The 16,603-nt window shown below is 71.4% G+C and carries 16 protein-coding genes; 5 read left to right on the top strand and 11 right to left on the bottom strand.

Annotated features, from left to right (window positions below; all coding sequences use genetic code 11):
• The first annotated feature begins 66 nt into the window (after positions 1 to 66).
• Positions 67 to 1,320 (top strand): hypothetical protein, encoded by a 1,254-nt coding sequence (locus tag ACSHV8_RS20555; RefSeq protein ID WP_436535351.1) that lies wholly within the window; start codon positions 67 to 69, stop codon positions 1,318 to 1,320.
• 139 nt (positions 1,321 to 1,459) lie between these two features.
• Here ACSHV8_RS20555 and ACSHV8_RS20550 read toward each other — a convergent pair whose 3' ends face one another.
• Positions 1,460 to 2,221: a PP2C family protein-serine/threonine phosphatase gene (locus ACSHV8_RS20550; protein WP_436535350.1), complete on the bottom strand. Its 762-nt coding sequence runs from the start codon at positions 2,219 to 2,221 to the stop codon at positions 1,460 to 1,462.
• Between the two features lie 122 nt (positions 2,222 to 2,343).
• Between ACSHV8_RS20550 and ACSHV8_RS20545 the strand changes: the two genes are divergently transcribed.
• Both ACSHV8_RS20545 and ACSHV8_RS20540 read left to right on the top strand, forming a co-directional pair.
• Positions 2,344 to 3,792: an aldehyde dehydrogenase family protein gene (locus tag ACSHV8_RS20545; protein ID WP_436535349.1), complete on the top strand. Its 1,449-nt coding sequence runs from the start codon at positions 2,344 to 2,346 to the stop codon at positions 3,790 to 3,792.
• A gap of 58 nt (positions 3,793 to 3,850) precedes the next feature.
• Positions 3,851 to 4,915, top strand: coding sequence for a DUF3616 domain-containing protein (locus ACSHV8_RS20540; RefSeq protein ID WP_436535348.1), 1,065 nt, complete (start codon positions 3,851 to 3,853; stop codon positions 4,913 to 4,915).
• Here ACSHV8_RS20540 and ACSHV8_RS20535 read toward each other — a convergent pair whose 3' ends face one another.
• The 9 genes from ACSHV8_RS20535 to ACSHV8_RS20495 form a co-directional block, all read right to left on the bottom strand.
• Complete coding sequence (locus ACSHV8_RS20535) at positions 4,916 to 5,128, bottom strand: hypothetical protein (protein WP_436535347.1); 213 nt, start codon at positions 5,126 to 5,128, stop codon at positions 4,916 to 4,918.
• A 57-nt stretch (positions 5,129 to 5,185) separates the two neighbouring features.
• Positions 5,186 to 5,962 carry a maleylpyruvate isomerase family mycothiol-dependent enzyme gene (locus tag ACSHV8_RS20530; protein ID WP_436535346.1) on the bottom strand — a complete coding sequence of 259 codons (777 nt, stop codon included), beginning with the start codon at positions 5,960 to 5,962 and terminating at the stop codon, positions 5,186 to 5,188.
• Between the two features lie 10 nt (positions 5,963 to 5,972).
• Positions 5,973 to 6,338 (bottom strand): hypothetical protein, encoded by a 366-nt coding sequence (locus ACSHV8_RS20525; RefSeq protein ID WP_436535345.1) that lies wholly within the window; start codon positions 6,336 to 6,338, stop codon positions 5,973 to 5,975.
• Between the two features lie 69 nt (positions 6,339 to 6,407).
• A complete protein-coding gene (locus ACSHV8_RS20520; RefSeq protein ID WP_436535344.1) occupies positions 6,408 to 6,839 on the bottom strand; it encodes a MarR family winged helix-turn-helix transcriptional regulator in 432 nt (143 codons plus the stop codon).
• On the bottom strand, positions 6,836 to 8,368 hold the full coding sequence (locus ACSHV8_RS20515) for an MFS transporter (protein ID WP_436535343.1): 1,533 nt from the start codon (positions 8,366 to 8,368) through the stop codon (positions 6,836 to 6,838). The genes ACSHV8_RS20520 and ACSHV8_RS20515 overlap by 4 nt, the downstream gene beginning before the upstream one ends.
• A gap of 67 nt (positions 8,369 to 8,435) precedes the next feature.
• Positions 8,436 to 10,025, bottom strand: a complete 1,590-nt coding sequence (locus tag ACSHV8_RS20510) for a hypothetical protein (protein WP_436535342.1) — start codon at positions 10,023 to 10,025, stop codon at positions 8,436 to 8,438.
• Positions 10,022 to 10,543, bottom strand: a complete 522-nt coding sequence (locus ACSHV8_RS20505) for an RNA polymerase sigma factor (protein ID WP_436535341.1) — start codon at positions 10,541 to 10,543, stop codon at positions 10,022 to 10,024. The genes ACSHV8_RS20510 and ACSHV8_RS20505 overlap by 4 nt, the downstream gene beginning before the upstream one ends.
• Positions 10,540 to 10,746, bottom strand: a complete 207-nt coding sequence (locus ACSHV8_RS20500; protein ID WP_436535340.1) for a hypothetical protein — start codon at positions 10,744 to 10,746, stop codon at positions 10,540 to 10,542. The genes ACSHV8_RS20505 and ACSHV8_RS20500 overlap by 4 nt, the downstream gene beginning before the upstream one ends.
• Before the next feature lie 183 nt (positions 10,747 to 10,929).
• Positions 10,930 to 11,325, bottom strand: a complete 396-nt coding sequence (locus ACSHV8_RS20495; RefSeq protein ID WP_436535339.1) for a hypothetical protein — start codon at positions 11,323 to 11,325, stop codon at positions 10,930 to 10,932.
• A gap of 189 nt (positions 11,326 to 11,514) precedes the next feature.
• Here ACSHV8_RS20495 and ACSHV8_RS20490 point away from each other — a divergent pair, with 189 nt between their 5' ends.
• Complete coding sequence (locus ACSHV8_RS20490) at positions 11,515 to 12,471, top strand: D-2-hydroxyacid dehydrogenase family protein (RefSeq protein WP_436535338.1); 957 nt, start codon at positions 11,515 to 11,517, stop codon at positions 12,469 to 12,471.
• A gap of 28 nt (positions 12,472 to 12,499) precedes the next feature.
• Here the strand turns inward: ACSHV8_RS20490 and ACSHV8_RS20485 are convergent, their stop codons facing one another.
• Entirely contained in the window at positions 12,500 to 13,615 is a 1,116-nt protein-coding gene (locus tag ACSHV8_RS20485; protein ID WP_436535337.1) for a hypothetical protein, read from the bottom strand.
• Positions 13,616 to 13,793: 178 nt separating this feature from the next.
• On the opposite strand from ACSHV8_RS20485, the gene ACSHV8_RS20480 reads away from it, so the two are divergent.
• Positions 13,794 to 16,565, top strand: a complete 2,772-nt coding sequence (locus ACSHV8_RS20480; RefSeq protein ID WP_436535336.1) for an ATP-binding protein — start codon at positions 13,794 to 13,796, stop codon at positions 16,563 to 16,565.
• Positions 16,566 to 16,603: the final 38 nt, after the last annotated feature.

Below are 16,603 nucleotides of genomic sequence, written 5' to 3'. Positions count from 1 at the left end.
GCTTATCTGGGGAGTCTGCAGTTCCAAACCGGACTTGACGCGTCCGGGCGGTTCTGTACCGGTTCCATGACGCTGTTGGTCCTGGTCGGGGCGGTTACCGGTTTTCGGCAGGCGGTGCAGCGGTTCGAGGTCGACGTCGACCGGGACGGCTGGAAGGTGCGGATCGGCCGGTACCGGCGTGACGTGCGGTGGCCGGAGATCTCGGCGGTGGTGCTGGAGGACCGCACGCTCGGGGGCCGGAGCACCCGGGTGGTTCTGTCGGTTTATCTGGTGCCGGAGGCGGGCGTCGATCTGGGTGCTCCGAGCGACCTACTGGCCGCCGTGGGCCGCCGGTCGGCGGTGCGGCTGTTCGACCTGGAGGATCTGGAGGTCGAGGAGGAGCAGTTCCTCCAGGAGATCGCCGACCTGGCCGGTGACCGTCTGGACAACCGGTCCTACCGCCTCAACCGGGCGCGGCTGCACGAGGATGCCGCGCGAATAGTGCTCAAGCAGGGAAAGGAGCTTTTCGACTTTCCGGCCGGCGCGGAGGGTGTGCGGACGCGGCGCTGGTTGAACCGGCAGCGCTTCCAGCTGTTCGTCGGCTGGTACCTGTTCGCCCTCGTCCCGGTTCTGCTGCTCACCGGTTTGGCGGCGCGGCTGAGCGAACTGCTCGGCGCCGTGGTGGCGGCCCTGGGTCTGTGGGCGGTCGTCAAGGCGTACGCCCGGTTCGTCATGATGTTCAGCGGGGCCACCGATCTGGTCGAGAACCGGGTGGCCGTCTCCGGCACCGAGGTGGTACGGGTGCTCAACCGCTCCCACCGTCACGACCTGCACGGGGGCCGGGCCGTGGTGCTGCCGCCGAGGACGCGACGGGGTTACGGCAAGGCTTGGCTGCTCGGCTTCCCGCAGGCCGGGATGCTGCTCGGTGATCCGCGGACCGGGCGGCTGCGCGACCAGGCCGACCTTTACCTCCTGTCGGCCGTGCTGCACGAGTCGCCGTACGAGTCCGACCGGTACGCCGCGCGGAAGATCGACGACCTGGCCGTGCAGTCCCAGGTGGCTGACCCGGTCGAGCCGGGTGGCGGCGGGGACGCCCGCTTGTGGATCGCGCTGACCCGGACCGGCCGGGCCGTGGCCTGGGCCGTCGTCGTGGGTTCGATCTTGCTGACCGGCGCCTGGCTGCTGGACAGCACCCGATTCCTGGGCACTCCGGTGCTCGTTCTCGGGCTGATCCTCACCGTGTTGTGGGCGTTCTACGCGCTGTACCGGATATTCGCGTTGCTCGGCGCGCTCTGGCGAGTCGTCCGGGGGAATGATCGGCCGGGTTCTTCCGAGGAATGAATCAGTTGACTCAAGCACGTACTGAAAGTCGCACGATAGTGAACGCCGTGGGCGTGCCGTCACCGCCTGCGGTGGACACCGCCGGGTGCGGCGCCGGGTCGAGCGCGGCCTCGGCCCAGCGGCCGGCGCGCTGCCCAGATTACGGGTGGCGCCGCGCGAGCAGGGCACAGGCGTCGTCGCCGGCCGCGCCGTACTCCAGGCCGTCCAGCAGCGCCAGCTGGTCGCCCCCGCACTCGCGCAGGCGTTCGGCCAGGCCGTCGATCCAGTCCTCGACGGTCTGCCCCCGCCGGTAGAGGCCGTCGGTGTGCAGCAGCACCTGCTCGCCCGGCCCGATCCGGCAGGTGCTGTCCCGGTACACGGCCCGCGCGGTGACGCCCAGCAGCGTGCCCCCGCCGTCCACGAGCGCCTCGGCGCCGCCCCGGCCGATGATCAGGACGGGTGGGTGGCCGGCCCGGGCCCAGGTCAGCTCCGCCGTGGCCGGCCGGTACCGGGCCACCACGGCGCTGGCCACGGCGGTCGTGCCGATCCGGCAGGCGATGGTGTTGAGCCGGCTCAGGATCCCGGCCGGGGTGTCGCCCTCGGCGGCCAGGGCGGCCATCGCGTACCTCAGGCGCAGCATCACGCCGGCCGCGGCCAGGCCGTGCCCGGTGGTGTCGCCGACGGCCAGGATCAGGTCACCGTCCGGCAGCGGCATGGCCAGGTACCAGTCGCCGCCGATCTGCAGGTCGGGTTCGGCGCTGGTGCACCGCACGGCCACGCGCAGACCGGCGATGTCGGCCGAGCCGCGCGCCGGCTGCATGGTCTGCTGCAGCGCCCGTATCGTCTGGCGCTGCTCGACCACGAGGTTCCGGTAGCTGAGCTGCCTGCGCCGCCGCGCCGCCGGTGCCGTGTCGGTGTTCATACACCGAGGCTAGGAAACCGCGATCGGGCGGGCATCAGTCATCCGACGCTGCCGACGGCTGCCTTGATCCACAGTCGTCCGACAGAAGAGGTCCGGCCACGACCCGTCCAGACTGCGAAACCATGTACACCGACTTTGATCTGATGCCCCTGGCCGGCAAGTGGCGGCACGGCTCCGCGACCGCCGTGCTGACCGACATCGACCCGTACCGTGGCGATGTTCTCCTGGAAATACCACAGGCGACCGTCGAGGACGTCGACGCGGCCTTCATCGGCGCCCGGGACGCCCAGCCGGGCTGGGCCGCCACGTCGGCGGCCGAACGGTCGGCGATCTTCCTGCGCGCCGCCGAGATCATCGACCGCCGCCAGGAGGAACTGGTGGACTGGCTGACCCGGGAGGCCGGCACGACCCGGATCCGCGCCCTGGTCGAGATCGGGATCGTGCGGGCCACCACGATGGCCGCGGTCACCCACACCACGCTCGGGCACGAGACCGTGCCCAGCGACGTGCCGGGCAAGGAGAACCGGGTCTACCGCCGGCCGGTCGGCGTCGTCGCGGTGATCAGCCCGTGGAACTTCCCGATGCACCTGTCCTACCGCTCGGTCGCGCCGGCCCTGGCCGTCGGCAACACCGTGGTGCTCAAGCCGGCCGAGGACACCCCGGTCACCGGCGGCCTGCTGATCGCCAAGATCCTGGAGGAGGCCGGTCTGCCCGCGGGCGTGCTCAGCGTGCTGGTCGGCCCCGGTTCGGTGATCGGTGATGCGATCGTCGAGCACCCGATCCCGCGGGTCATCTCGTTCACCGGTTCCACCCGGGTCGGGCAGCGGATCCCGGCCAAGGCCGGCGTGAAACGGCTCGCGCTCGAACTCGGCGGCAACGGCCCGTTCGTGGTGCTCGACGACGCCGACCTGGACCGGGCGGTCGACGCCGCGATCTTCTCCAACTACTGGCACCAGGGCCAGATCTGCATGGCCACCAACCGGGTCATCGTCGACGCCCGCGTCCATGACGAGTTCGTCGACCGCTTCGTCGCCGCGGCGAGCGCCCTGGTGACCGGCGATCCCCGCGAGGCCGGCACCCAGATCGGCCCCATCATCAATCACAAACAACTGTTGGGGGTACGGAACAAGGTCGCGCGATCGGTCGACGCCGGCGCCCGGCTGCTGCTGGCCGGTGAACCGCACGGGCCGACCGGCCGGGTCCTCCCGCCGCACGTGCTGCTCGGCACCAACGACGTGGCCACCGCCGCCGAGGAGGTCTTCGGGCCGGTCGCCACGATCATCCGGGCCGACGACGAGCGCGACGCGCTGCGGATCGCCAACGACACCACGTACGGCCTGTCCAGCGCCGTCTTCACCGAGGACGTCGAGCGCGGGATCGCGTTCGCGCTGCGCGTCGAGGCCGGCATGACCCACGTCAACGACACCACGGTCCACGACGACGTGCACGTGGCGTTCGGCGGGGAGAAGCAGTCCGGCCTCGGACGTTTCGGCGGCGACTGGGTCCTGGAGGACCTCACCACCCAGCACTGGGTCAGCGTCCAGCACGTCCGTCGCCCGCTGCCCTTCTGAACCGGCCAAGATTCGCAACCCGGGCCGATGGTGGTCCCGTGGTGCGACGATGGCGACCATGACGGTTGACCACACCGTGCGCCTGCGGTTCTCCGAGGACTCGCAGGCCGCATCGACCCACACCAACCTTTCCGCCGTACGGCGTGACGGACCAGTCCTGTGGATCGCGGGTGACGAGACCGCCACCGTCGAGCGGCTGCTCGCCGACTCCCCGGACCGGCCCACCGAGTTCGGGGACGAGGCCCGCTTCCGCCTCGCCGACCTGGTCGACCTGCCGGGCGCCGACGCCGACGAGGAGGCCGACGTCGAGGGCCTGGCCCGGACCGGTCACTTCCTGTGGGCGGTCGGGTCGCACAGCCTGCGGCGCAAGCAGATCCGGGACCGGCACGACGGGCCGAAGGCGCTCAAACGGCTGGCCCGGATCGAAGGGCAGGACAACCGCCAGATCCTCGTACGGCTTCCGGTCGCCGACGTCGACGGGGTGCCCACGCCCGTACGGGAAATCGAAGTTGATGGTGTTGTTCATCGTGCCGCCGCGCTGAGCGGACGTGATGATCTGCGACGCCTGCTGCGCGACGACGAGCACCTGGCCCCGTTCCTGCCGATCCCCGGCAAGGACAACGGGCTGGACATCGAGGGGATCGCGGTCCGCGACGACCGCGTCTACCTGGGGTTGCGCGGCCCGGTGCTGCGCGGGTGGGCGTTCGTGCTGGAGCTGCGGCCGTACGTGACCGAGGATGATCCCTCGCGCCTTCGGCTGCGGCTGTTCGAGGACGGACGTCCGTACCGTAAGCATGTTCTTGATCTGAACGGTCTCGGCATCCGCGACCTGTGCCCGGACGGTGACGACCTGCTGGTCCTGGCCGGGCCGACGATGTCACTGGACGGCCCGGTGTGGATCTACCGCTGGCACGGCGCGAGCCGTGTCGAGATGCCGTCCGTGGTGCGTGGCAAGCTGATCAGCCGGGAACTGGAGCTGACCTACGGCGAGGGCGACGACCACGCCGAGGGGATGAGCCTGTTCGGTGACGGCCGCGTCCTGGTCGTCTATGACAGCCCGGCGGCCGCCCGGCTCACCGCCGACGGCGCGGTCATCGCCGACGTGCTGCGGCTGCCCGGCTGATCAATCCCGGTCCACGTCCGGCCGCACCCGGTTGTGCCGGGCCAGCCGCAGACCGAGAACGATCATCACGGCGTACGCCGCGAGCTGCACGAAATAGCCGCCCGGAACCCAGCGCAGCACGCTCGGATTGTGATTGATCAGAAGCACGATGGCACCCTGCGCGCCCAGGGCGACCAGCATCAGGCCGACGACCAGCCACACGGCCTGACGCATGGTCGCCTCCCACTATCTCGACCAGCCGAGCGTAGGCGGCCCCGGGCGGCGCCGGAGTCAGAACCCGGGGAACACCGCCCGCAGCTCGTCGAGCGTGATGTCGCCGCTCACGCCGACACCGGCCGGGGTGTGCTCGGGGCTGAGCCGCCCGTAGACGAGCCGGATCGCCGCCTCCAGCGGCCCGTCGAACGTGGCCGTCGCCGGCACGTCGTCGGTGGTGAACCGGGCCTTGTCCTCAAGAACGATCCGGTACGGCGTCTTGGCGATCTCGATCACCGAGTTCCCCCGGTCCGCGGCCGGCTTGCCGATGAACCCGAGCATGAAACTGATCCCGGCGTTCAGGTGCTCGGCCAGCAGCAGCGCCGACCCCTCGAGGACGGTCGCGGACGGGTCGACGCCGGCCCGCACGTCCCAGGTGTGCATGGCGACCTCGCTCAGGCGCATCGCCGCGAACGAGGAGAGCGGCAGCGGCTCGGGCAGGAAGCCCATGTCCACCCGCAGCTCCTCGTGACGCTCCTCCGGGATCGCCTCCAGGGCCGCGACCAGCGTCTCGTCCGAGCGCTGCCAGCCGTCGGCCTGCTCGCGCGGGGCCATGGCGTTCCACCGGTCCCACACGCTCTGGTTGAAGCCGGGGCCGGGCTTCTCCGCCTCCCCGAGCGCCGCCCGCAGCCCGGCCAGGGTGATCTCGGCGCCGCTGCCGAGGTGCGAGAGCACGTCGGCGACCTTCCAGTCGGAGGCCCCGGACGGGCCGGTGAGCTGTGCATCGGTGAGGGCGGGAATCGATTCGTGCTCACTGCGCAGGGCCGCGATCGTGCGGCCGGCGAGGGTCGTCATTCCGTACACCCTAGCCCGCATCGCCCGTTTCGAGCCGCTGTCCGGCGTGGCCCGCTCTCGCCCTCACGAAACCCAGCCACACGTGAAGCGCCAGGTTGACCAGAGCGGGAACGACGGTGAGCGCCGAGATCGAGTCGGGCAGCGGCGGCGAGTACACATTCAGCAGAACGACGAGGAGCGACCACGGCAGCCCCAGCAGCAGAAGGAACAGGCCGATGATGCCGCGCCCGATGTCGGCATCGGGTCCCTCGTCGGCGCTCAGGAAGATGACGGCCGGCGGAATGACCAGCACGGCGTGCAGGACGAGCAGTGTCAGGCGCCCCGCCGACTTCGTTACCGACCCAGACACGTGTTCCCCCGGATTGTCGCTGGTCAACGATGAGGAACCTAGATCCACCGCTCCAATCTGGCAATCGGCTGAGAGCCCACTGTGAGTTGAAGTTGATCACTCCAGGGTGGTCGCGTTGAAGCGGGCGAGCAGCGCGGCCAGCGTGCGTACGTCCTCGTCGGGCCACGAATCCAAGCGGGCGCGCAGGCGCCGGCTGCGGGCCTCGCGCGCCTCGGCCATCCGCCGGCTGCCCTCGGCGGTCAGCGCGACCAGGTGCGCCCGCCCGTCGTCGGGGTCGGGCAGGCGTTCGATCAGGCCGAGCGCTTCCAGGGGTTTCAGCTGCCGGGTGATGGTGGCCTTGCCGACGCCGAGGTCGTCGGCCACGTCGCTGGGGCGGCGCGGGCCGTGATCGCGGAGGCGGGCGAGAAGGCCGTACGCCGAAGAATCCAAACCGGGATGAACAGCGAAACTCAACCGCTGGGAAGCCGCGCGAGCCCGCCGGACGAACATGGCGAACTCGCGTTCCAGGGCGGCGTAGTCGTCGGTCACTTCGACGGGGCCTGCAGGGCGCTCGTGGTGCGCAGCGGAACCTCCCGGATGAACAGGATGCAGAGCAGGGCGACGAGCGCGAACGGCGCCGTGTACAGGAAGAGGTTACCGGTGGCGTGCCCGTACGCGTCCTCGACGACGGCCCGGACCGGCGCCGGAAGGTCGGCCAGCCGCGGCACCCCCGAGCCCTCGCCGGTGGTGTGGATGCCCAGTTTGGCCAGGCCGTCGGTGGTGTAGCGGGTGATCTGACCGGCCAGTACGGCACCGAGCGCGGACACGCCGATGGTGCCGCCCAGCGACCGGAAGAACGACACCGACGTGCTGGCCGCGCCCAGATCCTGCAGGCGGATCTGGTTCTGCACGGCCAGGACCAGGTTCTGCAACGTCGTGCCGAGTCCGATGCCGAGCAGGCCCATACCGACCCCCAGTTCCCAGTACGGGGTGTCGTGCCGGGTCACCCCGAGCAGCGCGAGCCCGGCCGCGATGAACAGCGCCCCGGCCACCAGGTAGGGCTTCCAGCGTCCGGTCGCGGTGATGATGCGCCCGACGATCGCCGAGGCCAGGGCCAGCCCGAGGATCAGCGGCAGGGCCAGGATCCCGGCCAGGGTCGGCGACTTGTCCCGGGACAGCTGGAAGTACTGGCTCAGGAACGTCGTCCCGGCGTAGAGCGCGACGCCGATCACCAGGCTGGCCGCGATGGCCAGGACGACCGTGCGGTTGCGGAACAGCCACAGCGGCACGATCGGCTCGGCCGCCCGGCGTTCGACCAGCACGAAGGCCACGGTCAGGATGATCCCGCCGATGACCATGGCGGCCGATTCCCAGGACATCCACTCGTACTTGTCGCCGGCGAAGGTCACCCAGACCAGCAGCAGCGACGCGGCCGCGGTGATCAGCGCGGCGCCCGCCCAGTCGATCCGGACCTGACGCCCCGCGGTCGGGAGGTGCAGCGTCTTCTGCAACATGATCATTGCCAGTACGGCGAAGGGCACGCCCACGAAGAAGCATCCGCGCCAGCCCAGCCAGCTGGTGTCCACGATGACCCCGCCGATGAGCGGCCCGGCCGAGGTGGCGACGGCCAGCACCGCCCCGATGTACCCGGAGTACTTCCCGCGCTCGCGCGGCGAGATGATCGTCGCCATCACCACCTGGGTGAGCGCCAGCATCCCGCCGGCGCCCACGCCCTGCACCGCGCGGGCGGCGATGAGCAGCGCCGGGTCGGCGGCCAGCCCGGACAGCACCGAGCCGAGGGTGAAGACGGCCAGGCTGATCTGGATGAGCAGTTTCTTGCTGACCAGGTCGGCCAGCTTGCCCCAGATCGGGCTGGACACCGTGGTGGTCAGCAGCGTGGCGATGATCACCCAGGTGTAGACGCTCTGGCCCGCGTGCAGGTCGGCCACGATCGTCGGCAGCGCGTTGGTGACGATCGTCGACGACAGGATCGCCACGAACATGCCGGTGTAGAGGCCGGACATCACCTGCAGGATCTGCTTGTGCGACAGCGGCGTCACGGCCTGTGTCGTCGTCATTCCCGAACCCCAATCAGTTGCCTGGGGCAACCATATGGCTCGCGCTCGTCGCCGGGCAAACCCGGGTTCAGGCCGGGCCGCACGGTCCCGCGTTCAGGGGCGGATTCATGGCGTACGCCGTGCCGGTGCTGCCGACCATCCGGGGCGCGCGTGTGAGCGTGCTGTAGGCCTGTCGGACGTCGCTCACGCAGAGCATGGCGGCGAACCGGTCGCCCGGCGTATGGCTGTTGCTGTCGTCGATGTACACCGGCCCGGTGGCGCCGTAGTACACATCGACGGTGCTCCACGTGCGGAGGTGGTCATCAATCGCGGCCGGGTCGGTCGCATGTTCCGTCCCGGTCCGGAGCAGCACACCGACGGCGTCGTAGGTGAGCGCGCTCCACCCCGTCGCCTGTGCCGCCGGATCACTGGCACACTCGTCGCCGAGATTCCGCAGATACCCCTCCTGCGGCGGAAACTGGGATTCCATGCTTGAAGCGCACGTGCCGAGGTAGCTGCTGGACATGAATGCGAACGCCTGCCCGACCGGCGCGCTCGCCCGGTTCCCCGGGTCGGCCAGGTAGCGGGCGGCCGAAGCACCGGCGACGAGCGTCGGCCGCCGGCCGGTGCAATCCCGCCGGATCCGCGCCAGGAACGCGCCGAGCTGCGCGACCCGTCCGCTGTAGAAGATCACCCCGTCGGCCGGGCAGGTCCCGGTGGGCGAGATGCGCTCGCTGTACCCGCTGCCGTACACCCTGGCCAGGGCCTCTCGGAGGGAGTCGGTGTAGGCGTCCCGATCCTCGGTGACGCTGCTGCCCTCGTACGCGAAGAAGTTGGTTAGTTTTTTCTGTTTGAGGACCTGTGTGGCGTAGGCGTGCACGAGTCGCGCCTCGACGCTCGCCGACGGCGTGAGCCGCAGGACCGGGCTGGTTCCGGTGTCGAGGCCGGTCGGCGGCGTGACCGGGCTGAGTACCGGCACTCTCGCCTCGGCCAGTCGCCGCAGCGCCGCCGTCGCCGCGATCGTGCCGTCGAGGGTGGTGATCACGCCGACGATCGGACGGTCGCCGGCGAGCCCGTCGAGGATGCCGGTGACCGCGATCTCCGCGTAGGCGGCGGCCTGGCCCGCGTTCGCGATCACCACCTGCAGGTACGGGCCTGACCCGCCGTCGTCGGCGGCCCGGTTCGCGCCGCGCTGAGCGGCCCGGATACCGCGCAGGGCCTCCCGCTCGGGCAGGTCGTCCACGTGCCCGAAATCGCCCAGGAGGACCACGGTCACGACCGGGCGGTGAACGATGTCGTCCACTCTCTTGTTCGCGGCGAAAATGTCCGCCTCGACGGCCCGCAGCACCGGGTCGTTACCGAAGAACGCCTCATCGGTGGCACTGAGCCCGATGCATTGCCCCGCCGTGAACCTCACCCCGGTCTGGCCGGACCCACGGCAACCAGCGACGCCCCGCTGCCCGAGACCGGCCACACCCCACAGCATGAGAACACAAAAGACCAGGGCAAAAGCAATTGAGGGTACGAGCACGCCGGCCCACCGGGACCGACGCCGCGGCCGTCGTCTCGCGTGGACCGCCCGCAGCCCCGCCTCCACATCGAAGTCCAGTCCGGCGGCCGCCTCCCGGTCGGCCTGCCGCAGCAGGGCCAGCTCGGCCACGGTCAGCTCGTCGCTCATCGCGGCACCCCCAGGTGGCCGCGCAACGCCTTCCGGGCGGCGGCGAGATGGCTGCTGACCGTGGACGGCGACACCCGCATCAGGTCGGCGATCTCCGCGATCGCATACCCGTCACTGGTCAACATCAGGACCGCGCGCTGCCGCTCCGGCAGCCGCCGCACGAACCCGAGTGCCGTGCCCGGCCCCCGATCCTCGGGCGCCGGCGCGTCGTCCCGCTGCCACAGCCGGGGGAACAGGTTCCGCAGCCGGCGCCCACGACGGGCCAGGTCGCGGGCCTTCCAGGTCGCTCCCCGCAGCAGATGGGCCGCCCGCTGCTCGGGGGTGTAGGCCAGGTGGTCCGGCCAGGTTCGCAGCATCTCTGTCATCGCCTCCTGCACGACGTCCTCGGCTTCCTGCTCGGTCGAACCGCCCAGCACCAGCCGGCGGATCGCCCACGGCGCGACGTCGCGGTAGAACGTGTCGAAATCCGGGAAGGGCTCGCCTCCGACAGGGGTGGTGGAGGCCGATCTGGTCCTCAAGGGCGGCTTTCCGGAGACGGCAGCCGCCGCATCGTCAGCGTCGGAGGACTGCCCCAGACCAGGGTGATCTCCACCGTGCGGCCGGCCGGCTCGGCGGACAGTTCACGCCACAGCTTCCGCAGGTACCAGGCGTACATGACCGCCCGCGCGGAACCGAACAGTGCCAGCAGGGCGGGCGGGAGAAAAGGCAGAAGATCACTCATGATTGTTCTTCCTGGGCCGGGGACGGAATCGCCATCGGTGGGGCGGCGCAGGAAGATAAAGAATGGACTCGGCGCTGCATCCAGCCGCCGAGCCCGGTTCATCCGTTCGGGTCGGCCGGCACTCTCCGGGCCGGCCGTGGTCCTGTTGCGCAATGGGTCCGGATCACCCTGTGATCCGGAATTTCAGCTGTAAGTGATGGTCGCGTGATCGGACGAGGTTTCGACCACGAACGACCCGAGACAGGTCGAACCGTATTTGATCTCGTAGACCACGCCGATGTGCGCCGTGACCCGTTCGCTGGTGCCCGAGTCGACGGTCCCCAGGCTCGACAGCGAGCGCGTCCCGCGAGTTCCGTAGTAATAGACGGTGATGTCGCGGGACGAGTCATTCGTTATGTAGAGGTTGACTTTTGCGCCGAAGTTAGTGGATCTCTGATTGCTGACGCATGGCACCGAAGAGACCCCGGAATAGTCGAAAGGGGCTGGCCGGAGGCCGTCCCCGGGGTTCGCCTGGGCGGGCATCGCGGGAACCATCGAGAGCATCAGTCCGGCGATCGGCGCCATAACCTTGTTACGCATTCTCATGACATCTCCTCAAAATGCATAATGGCAGAATTATCGGCTGCCAGGACCTCAGGCTACCCGCGGCCGTGGTCATTCGAAGGCGATTCGAGCACGGCCGGGAAATGGGACCGTTCGCCGGGTTTGCGGAATGTGATCTTCGTCCGGCGTGGCTTCCGCCGACGGCGATCTGGCAAGGTGACGATCATGCGGATCGTTGTTCTGGACGACTATCAGCGGGTGGCGCGCGACTACGCCCCGTTCGACTCCCTGCCCGGCGCCGACGTCGAGGTGCTGCACGAGCACCTGGCCGAGCCCGATGACCTGGTGGCGGCGCTGCGCGGGGCCGACGTCGTGGCGGCCATGCGGGAGCGGACCCCGTTCCCGGCCGAGCTGTTCAGGCGGCTGCCCGACCTGCGGCTGCTGATCACCACCGGCATGGCCAACGCGTCGATCGACCTGGACGCGGCCCGGGCGCACGGCGTCACCGTGTGCGGCACCAGCCTGAGCGGGTCGGCCAGCAGTTCGAACACCACCGAGCTGACCTGGGCGCTGATCCTGGCCGTGCAGCGGCACGTCGCCGCCGAGGATCGGGCACTGCGGGACGGGCGCTGGCAGACCACGGTCGGCACCGACCTGAACGGCACCACGCTCGGCGTGCTCGGCCTGGGCCGGCTCGGCACGCAGGTCGCGCGGATCGGTCAGGCCTTCGACATGCGGGTCGTCGCCTGGTCGCAGAACCTGACGCCGGAACGCGCCGCCGAGGCCGGCGCCACCTATGTGAGCAAGGATGAGCTGTTCGCCGAGAGTGACGTCCTGACCATTCACTTGAAGCTCAGCGAGCGTACGGCCGGTTCGGTCGGCGCCTCCGAGCTGGGGTTGATGAAACCGTCCGCGGTCCTGATCAACACGTCCCGCGGGCCGATCGTCGACCGGGACGCCCTGGTCCGGGCCCTGACCACCGGGGCGATCGCCGGGGCCGGCCTGGACGTGTTCGACGTCGAGCCGCTGCCGGCCGGGGATCCGCTGCGCGGCGCCCCGAACACGGTGCTGCTGCCGCATCTGGGGTATGTCACCGACCGTACGTATCAGGTGATGTACCAGCAGATCGTCGAGGACGTCCTCGCCTGGCGCGACGGCACGCCGGTGCGGGTGCTGACCTGAGGCCGGCCCCCGCACGCGGCGTCCCCGGTCAGCCGACCGAGACCGGTGGCTCCCACTGCTCGGTGTAGTGGACCCGGGCCGACTGCAGGCCGTCGCCCCGGCCGCGGAAGACCGCGGTCAGCGTGTTGTCGTTCTCCTTGGTCATCGCGATCGCCCCGCCCGGCCGGCCCACCGGACCGCCGACCAGGATCGGCGCGTTCCACCGCTTGCGGCCCTGGACCCAGGCCACGTTGAGCCGGCCGCTCTCGTCGATCGCGGTCGCGGTGAGCAGACCCGGGGTCTGTTTGGCCAGGGCGACGTCGGCGCCTCGGGGGAACGACCCGTCGCTGATCGGCACCGGGCCGTCCCACTTGCCGGTGCCGATCGTCCAGGCCACGTTGATCCGGCCGTCGCCGTCGACGAAGGCGGCCGTCACCAGGTCCGGATCCTGCTGGACGAGGCTGACCGCGGTGCCGGGCCGGTTGTCAACCGGGCCGCTCTGCACGGTCGGCGGGTTCCAGTCGCCGGTGTTGAGGTTCTTGGTGGCGACCTCCAGGGCCGACCGGTTGTTGAAGAAGGCGAACACCAGCCGGTTGATCAGCAGGCCGTTGGTCTGCTTGACGGCGCCGACGGCCGAGCCCGGGACGCCACCGCCGCCGCCGACCGCCCGCGGTTCGGCCCAGCCGGCCAGCCCCTGCGACTCGGCGACCCGCAGCCGGCCGGACCGGTCGACGAACGCGGCGGCGAGGTGGTCCGGGCCGCCCTTGACCAGGGTCACCGATCCGCCCGGTTCACCGATGTCGGGGCCGACCGGTTGCGGGGCGGTCCACTTGCCGCCACCGTCCACGTGGGCCTCGTACATCATGCGGTTCTTGCCGGTGAACACCGCCTGCAGCCGGTTGCCGGCCGGTTTGGCCAGCGCGACCGGGGAGCGCGGGGTGGCCACGGTGCCGCTGATCCGGACCGGCCGGCTCCACGCCCCGGCGTTGTCGGCCCAGGCGACGTTGAGGGTGCCCGTCTCGTCGATGAAGGCCGTGGTCAGCCGGTTCGTGCTCTGTTTGGCCAGGCCCAACCCGTGATCGTCGGCGACGCCGGCGGCGGACGCGGGCGCCGGCAGGGCCAGCAGTGCGACGGGAACCAGTACGGCGATGCGATGCAGTCGCATGTCGTCACCTCGCTTCGAGTAGCTGAAAGTGCACTCAAGGTAGAAATCGCCGCTCGCCGAGACATCCGGGTGCTCCCGGACCACCGACACGTTCGGGGACGCCCGGACGGCCCATTCACCGGGCGCGACGCCCGGCGGTACGAGAGGGGAGTGACCACCGACCAGGAAGGAGCCGGGCGTGCCGCTGCTCGACCGTGACGCCGAGCTGACCACCCTTCTCACTCTGATCGACCGGCTGGCCGGGGGCACCGGCGGCGCCGGGTTCGTCGAGGCCGAACCCGGTCTGGGCAAGTCCGCGCTGCTGGACGCCGTGGCCGCCGAGGCCGCCGCCCGCGGCCACCGCGTGCTGCGGGGCGCGGCCGGCGAGCTCGACGCCGACCGTCCGCTCGGGCCGCTGGCCGAGGCCCTGGGCATCCACCGGGCGCACGCCGACCGGCAGGGCGCCGCGATCGCCCGGCTGCTCGACGAGACCGGGCCGGCGCAGCTGCGGTACCGGCTCGTCGACGCCGTGGTGTCGCTCGTCGAACGCCTGAGCCTGGCCGCGCCGACGGTTCTGGTCCTGGACGACCTGCACTGGGCCGACGAGACGACCCTGCTCGCCGTGCACCACCTGCGGACCCGTCTGGCCCACCTGCCGGTGGTGGTGCTGGCCGGTTTCCGCCCGATGCCCCGGCCCGTGCTGCTGCGGCGCGTCGTCGACGGGGGCGTCCATCTCGTACTCGGGCCGCTGGGTGACGACGCGGTGGCCGCGCTGGTGCGGTCCGTGGCGCAGGCACCGCCGTCGGCCCGGCTGCTGACCGCCGCCCGCGCGGCCGGGGGCAACCCGCTCTACCTGATCGAGCTGGTCCGGACCCTGCGCGCCGAGGGCCGCCTGGATCTGGCCGGTGGTGTTGCCGACACCGACGACCGGGCCGCCCCGCACTCGCTGCGGCGACTGGTCCTGCGTCAGCTGGCCGCGCTCTCGGCCACCACCGTTCCGGTGCTGCGGGTGGCCGCGGTGCTGGGTGCCTCGTTCAGCGTGACCGATCTGGGCACGGTCCTGGACCGGGCCCCCAGCGAGTTGCTGCGCGACCTCGCCGAGGCCCTGGACGCGCGGATCGTCGGCGACGCCGGGGACTGTCTCGTCTTCCGGCACCAGGTGGTCCGCGACGCCGTCTACCTCGACCTGCCCGAGGCGGTCCGGCGCGGTCTGCACCGGCAGGCGGCCCGGGCCCTGGCCGCGGCCGGCGCGGATCCGGTGACCGTGGCGCCGCACCTGGTGCGCGGGGCCGCGCCCGGTGACGAGTCGGCCATGGACGGGCTGTGCCGGGCGGCGGCCCAGGTCGCCCCGACCGCGCCGGCGGCCGCGGTGGACCTGTTCGAACAGGCGCTGCGGCTGATCGGGAAGGACGACCCGCGACGGTACGCGATCACGGCCGAGCTGGTCGACGTGCTGATCTGGGCCCGCCGCTACCCGGACGTGATCGCGCTGGCCCACGAGATCGCCGACCAGGATCCGGACGACCGGCGGCGCAACGGCGTCCGGCTGTCGGTGACCCGGGCCCTGCTGATGATCGGCAAGTGTGCCGAGGCGCGGGCCGAGGTCGAGGCCGGCCTGCGCGACTTCCGCGGCAGTGACCGCGAGCGGCTCCGGATCCGGGTCGGCCCGGACGCGATGACCCGCACGTTCAGCGGCGACGCGGCCGGCGCCCGGGACATGCTCGGTGAGCTGCTGCGCGACGCCGAGCGTCTCGGCGACGACGAGGCCCGGCAGAGCGGGTACACGATCCTGTGCATCGCGTCGCTGTTGCTCGGGGAGACCGGGCGGGCCGTGGCGGCGGGCGCGACCGCCCTCGACCTGTGCGGCGCGACGGCCGGGGTGGCGCACCGGTGGGGCGCGCACCTCTTCCTCGGCACCGCCCTGATGGAGGCCGACCGGCTCGACGACGGCCACCGGGTGCTGCGGCACGGCCGCCGGATCGCCGACCGGGCCGGGATGCCGTGGCAGGCCATGCACTACCACGGGCAGATCGGGCTGCACCACTTCGACGTCGGGCGCTGGGACGACGCGATCGCCGAGCTGGAGGCCGCCTCGGCGGTGGCCGGGGATTTCGCCGGGATGCCGTCCACCTTCGCCGAGGCGATCGCCGCGGTCATCGAGGTCCGGCGCGGAGCGCTGGGCCCGGCCGCCGAGCACGTCGAGCGGGCGCGGCGGGCCATCGCCCACGGTCACGTCATGGGCGTCGACGCCGCCCTGTGGGCCGAATCCCTGCTGCACGAGGCCAAGGGCGATCCGGACACCGCGCTGATCCTGCTGGAGCAGGCCTGGCGGGTTAACCAGACCGCCGGGACGGCCGGTCAGAACGTACGGCTCGGCCCCGACCTGGTGCGCCTCGCGCTGGCCGGCGGCCGGGCCGACCTGGCCGCGCTCGTTGCCGCCGAGGCCGAGCGCCTGGCCGGCCTCAACCCGGTCGCGTCGCGCCGCGGGCTCGCGCTGCTCGTCCGCGGCCTGGTCGAAGCCGATCCGGGGATCCTCGGCGAAGCGGTCCGGGCGTGCCGGGAATCGCCCCGGGTCGGCGATCGGATCACGGCCGGGCTGGCCGCGGGAACGGCGCTGGCGGCCGCCGGGCGGCGGGCGGAAGCCGTCGACCTGCTCGTGGACGCGATCGCCGCGGCCGAGCGGTGCGGGGCAGCCCGGGACATGGCGGCGGGCGAGGCGGTGCTGCGCGGGCTGAAGGTCCGGCGCGGGTCACGGCGTCCGCACCGGCGAGCGGCGAGCGGGTGGGACGCCCTGACCAACACCGAACTGGCGATCGTCGGGTTCGCGGTGGAGGGGCTGACGAACGCGCAGATCGGGCTGCGGCTGTTCATCTCACCCCGTACCGTCGAATCGCATTTCTCGCATGTCTTCGCGAAGCTGGGCCTCTCCTCCCGGGTGCAGGTCGCCGCCGAGGCCGCCCGCCGGCTGTGACAGGCCCGCTCCGCGATCGCTACTCCTCGACGTCCGGT

The organism is Actinoplanes sp. HUAS TT8, from assembly GCF_051380535.1.
Lineage (GTDB): Bacteria > Actinomycetota > Actinomycetes > Mycobacteriales > Micromonosporaceae > Actinoplanes.
This window is presented reverse-complemented; position numbering and strand designations above follow the sequence as displayed.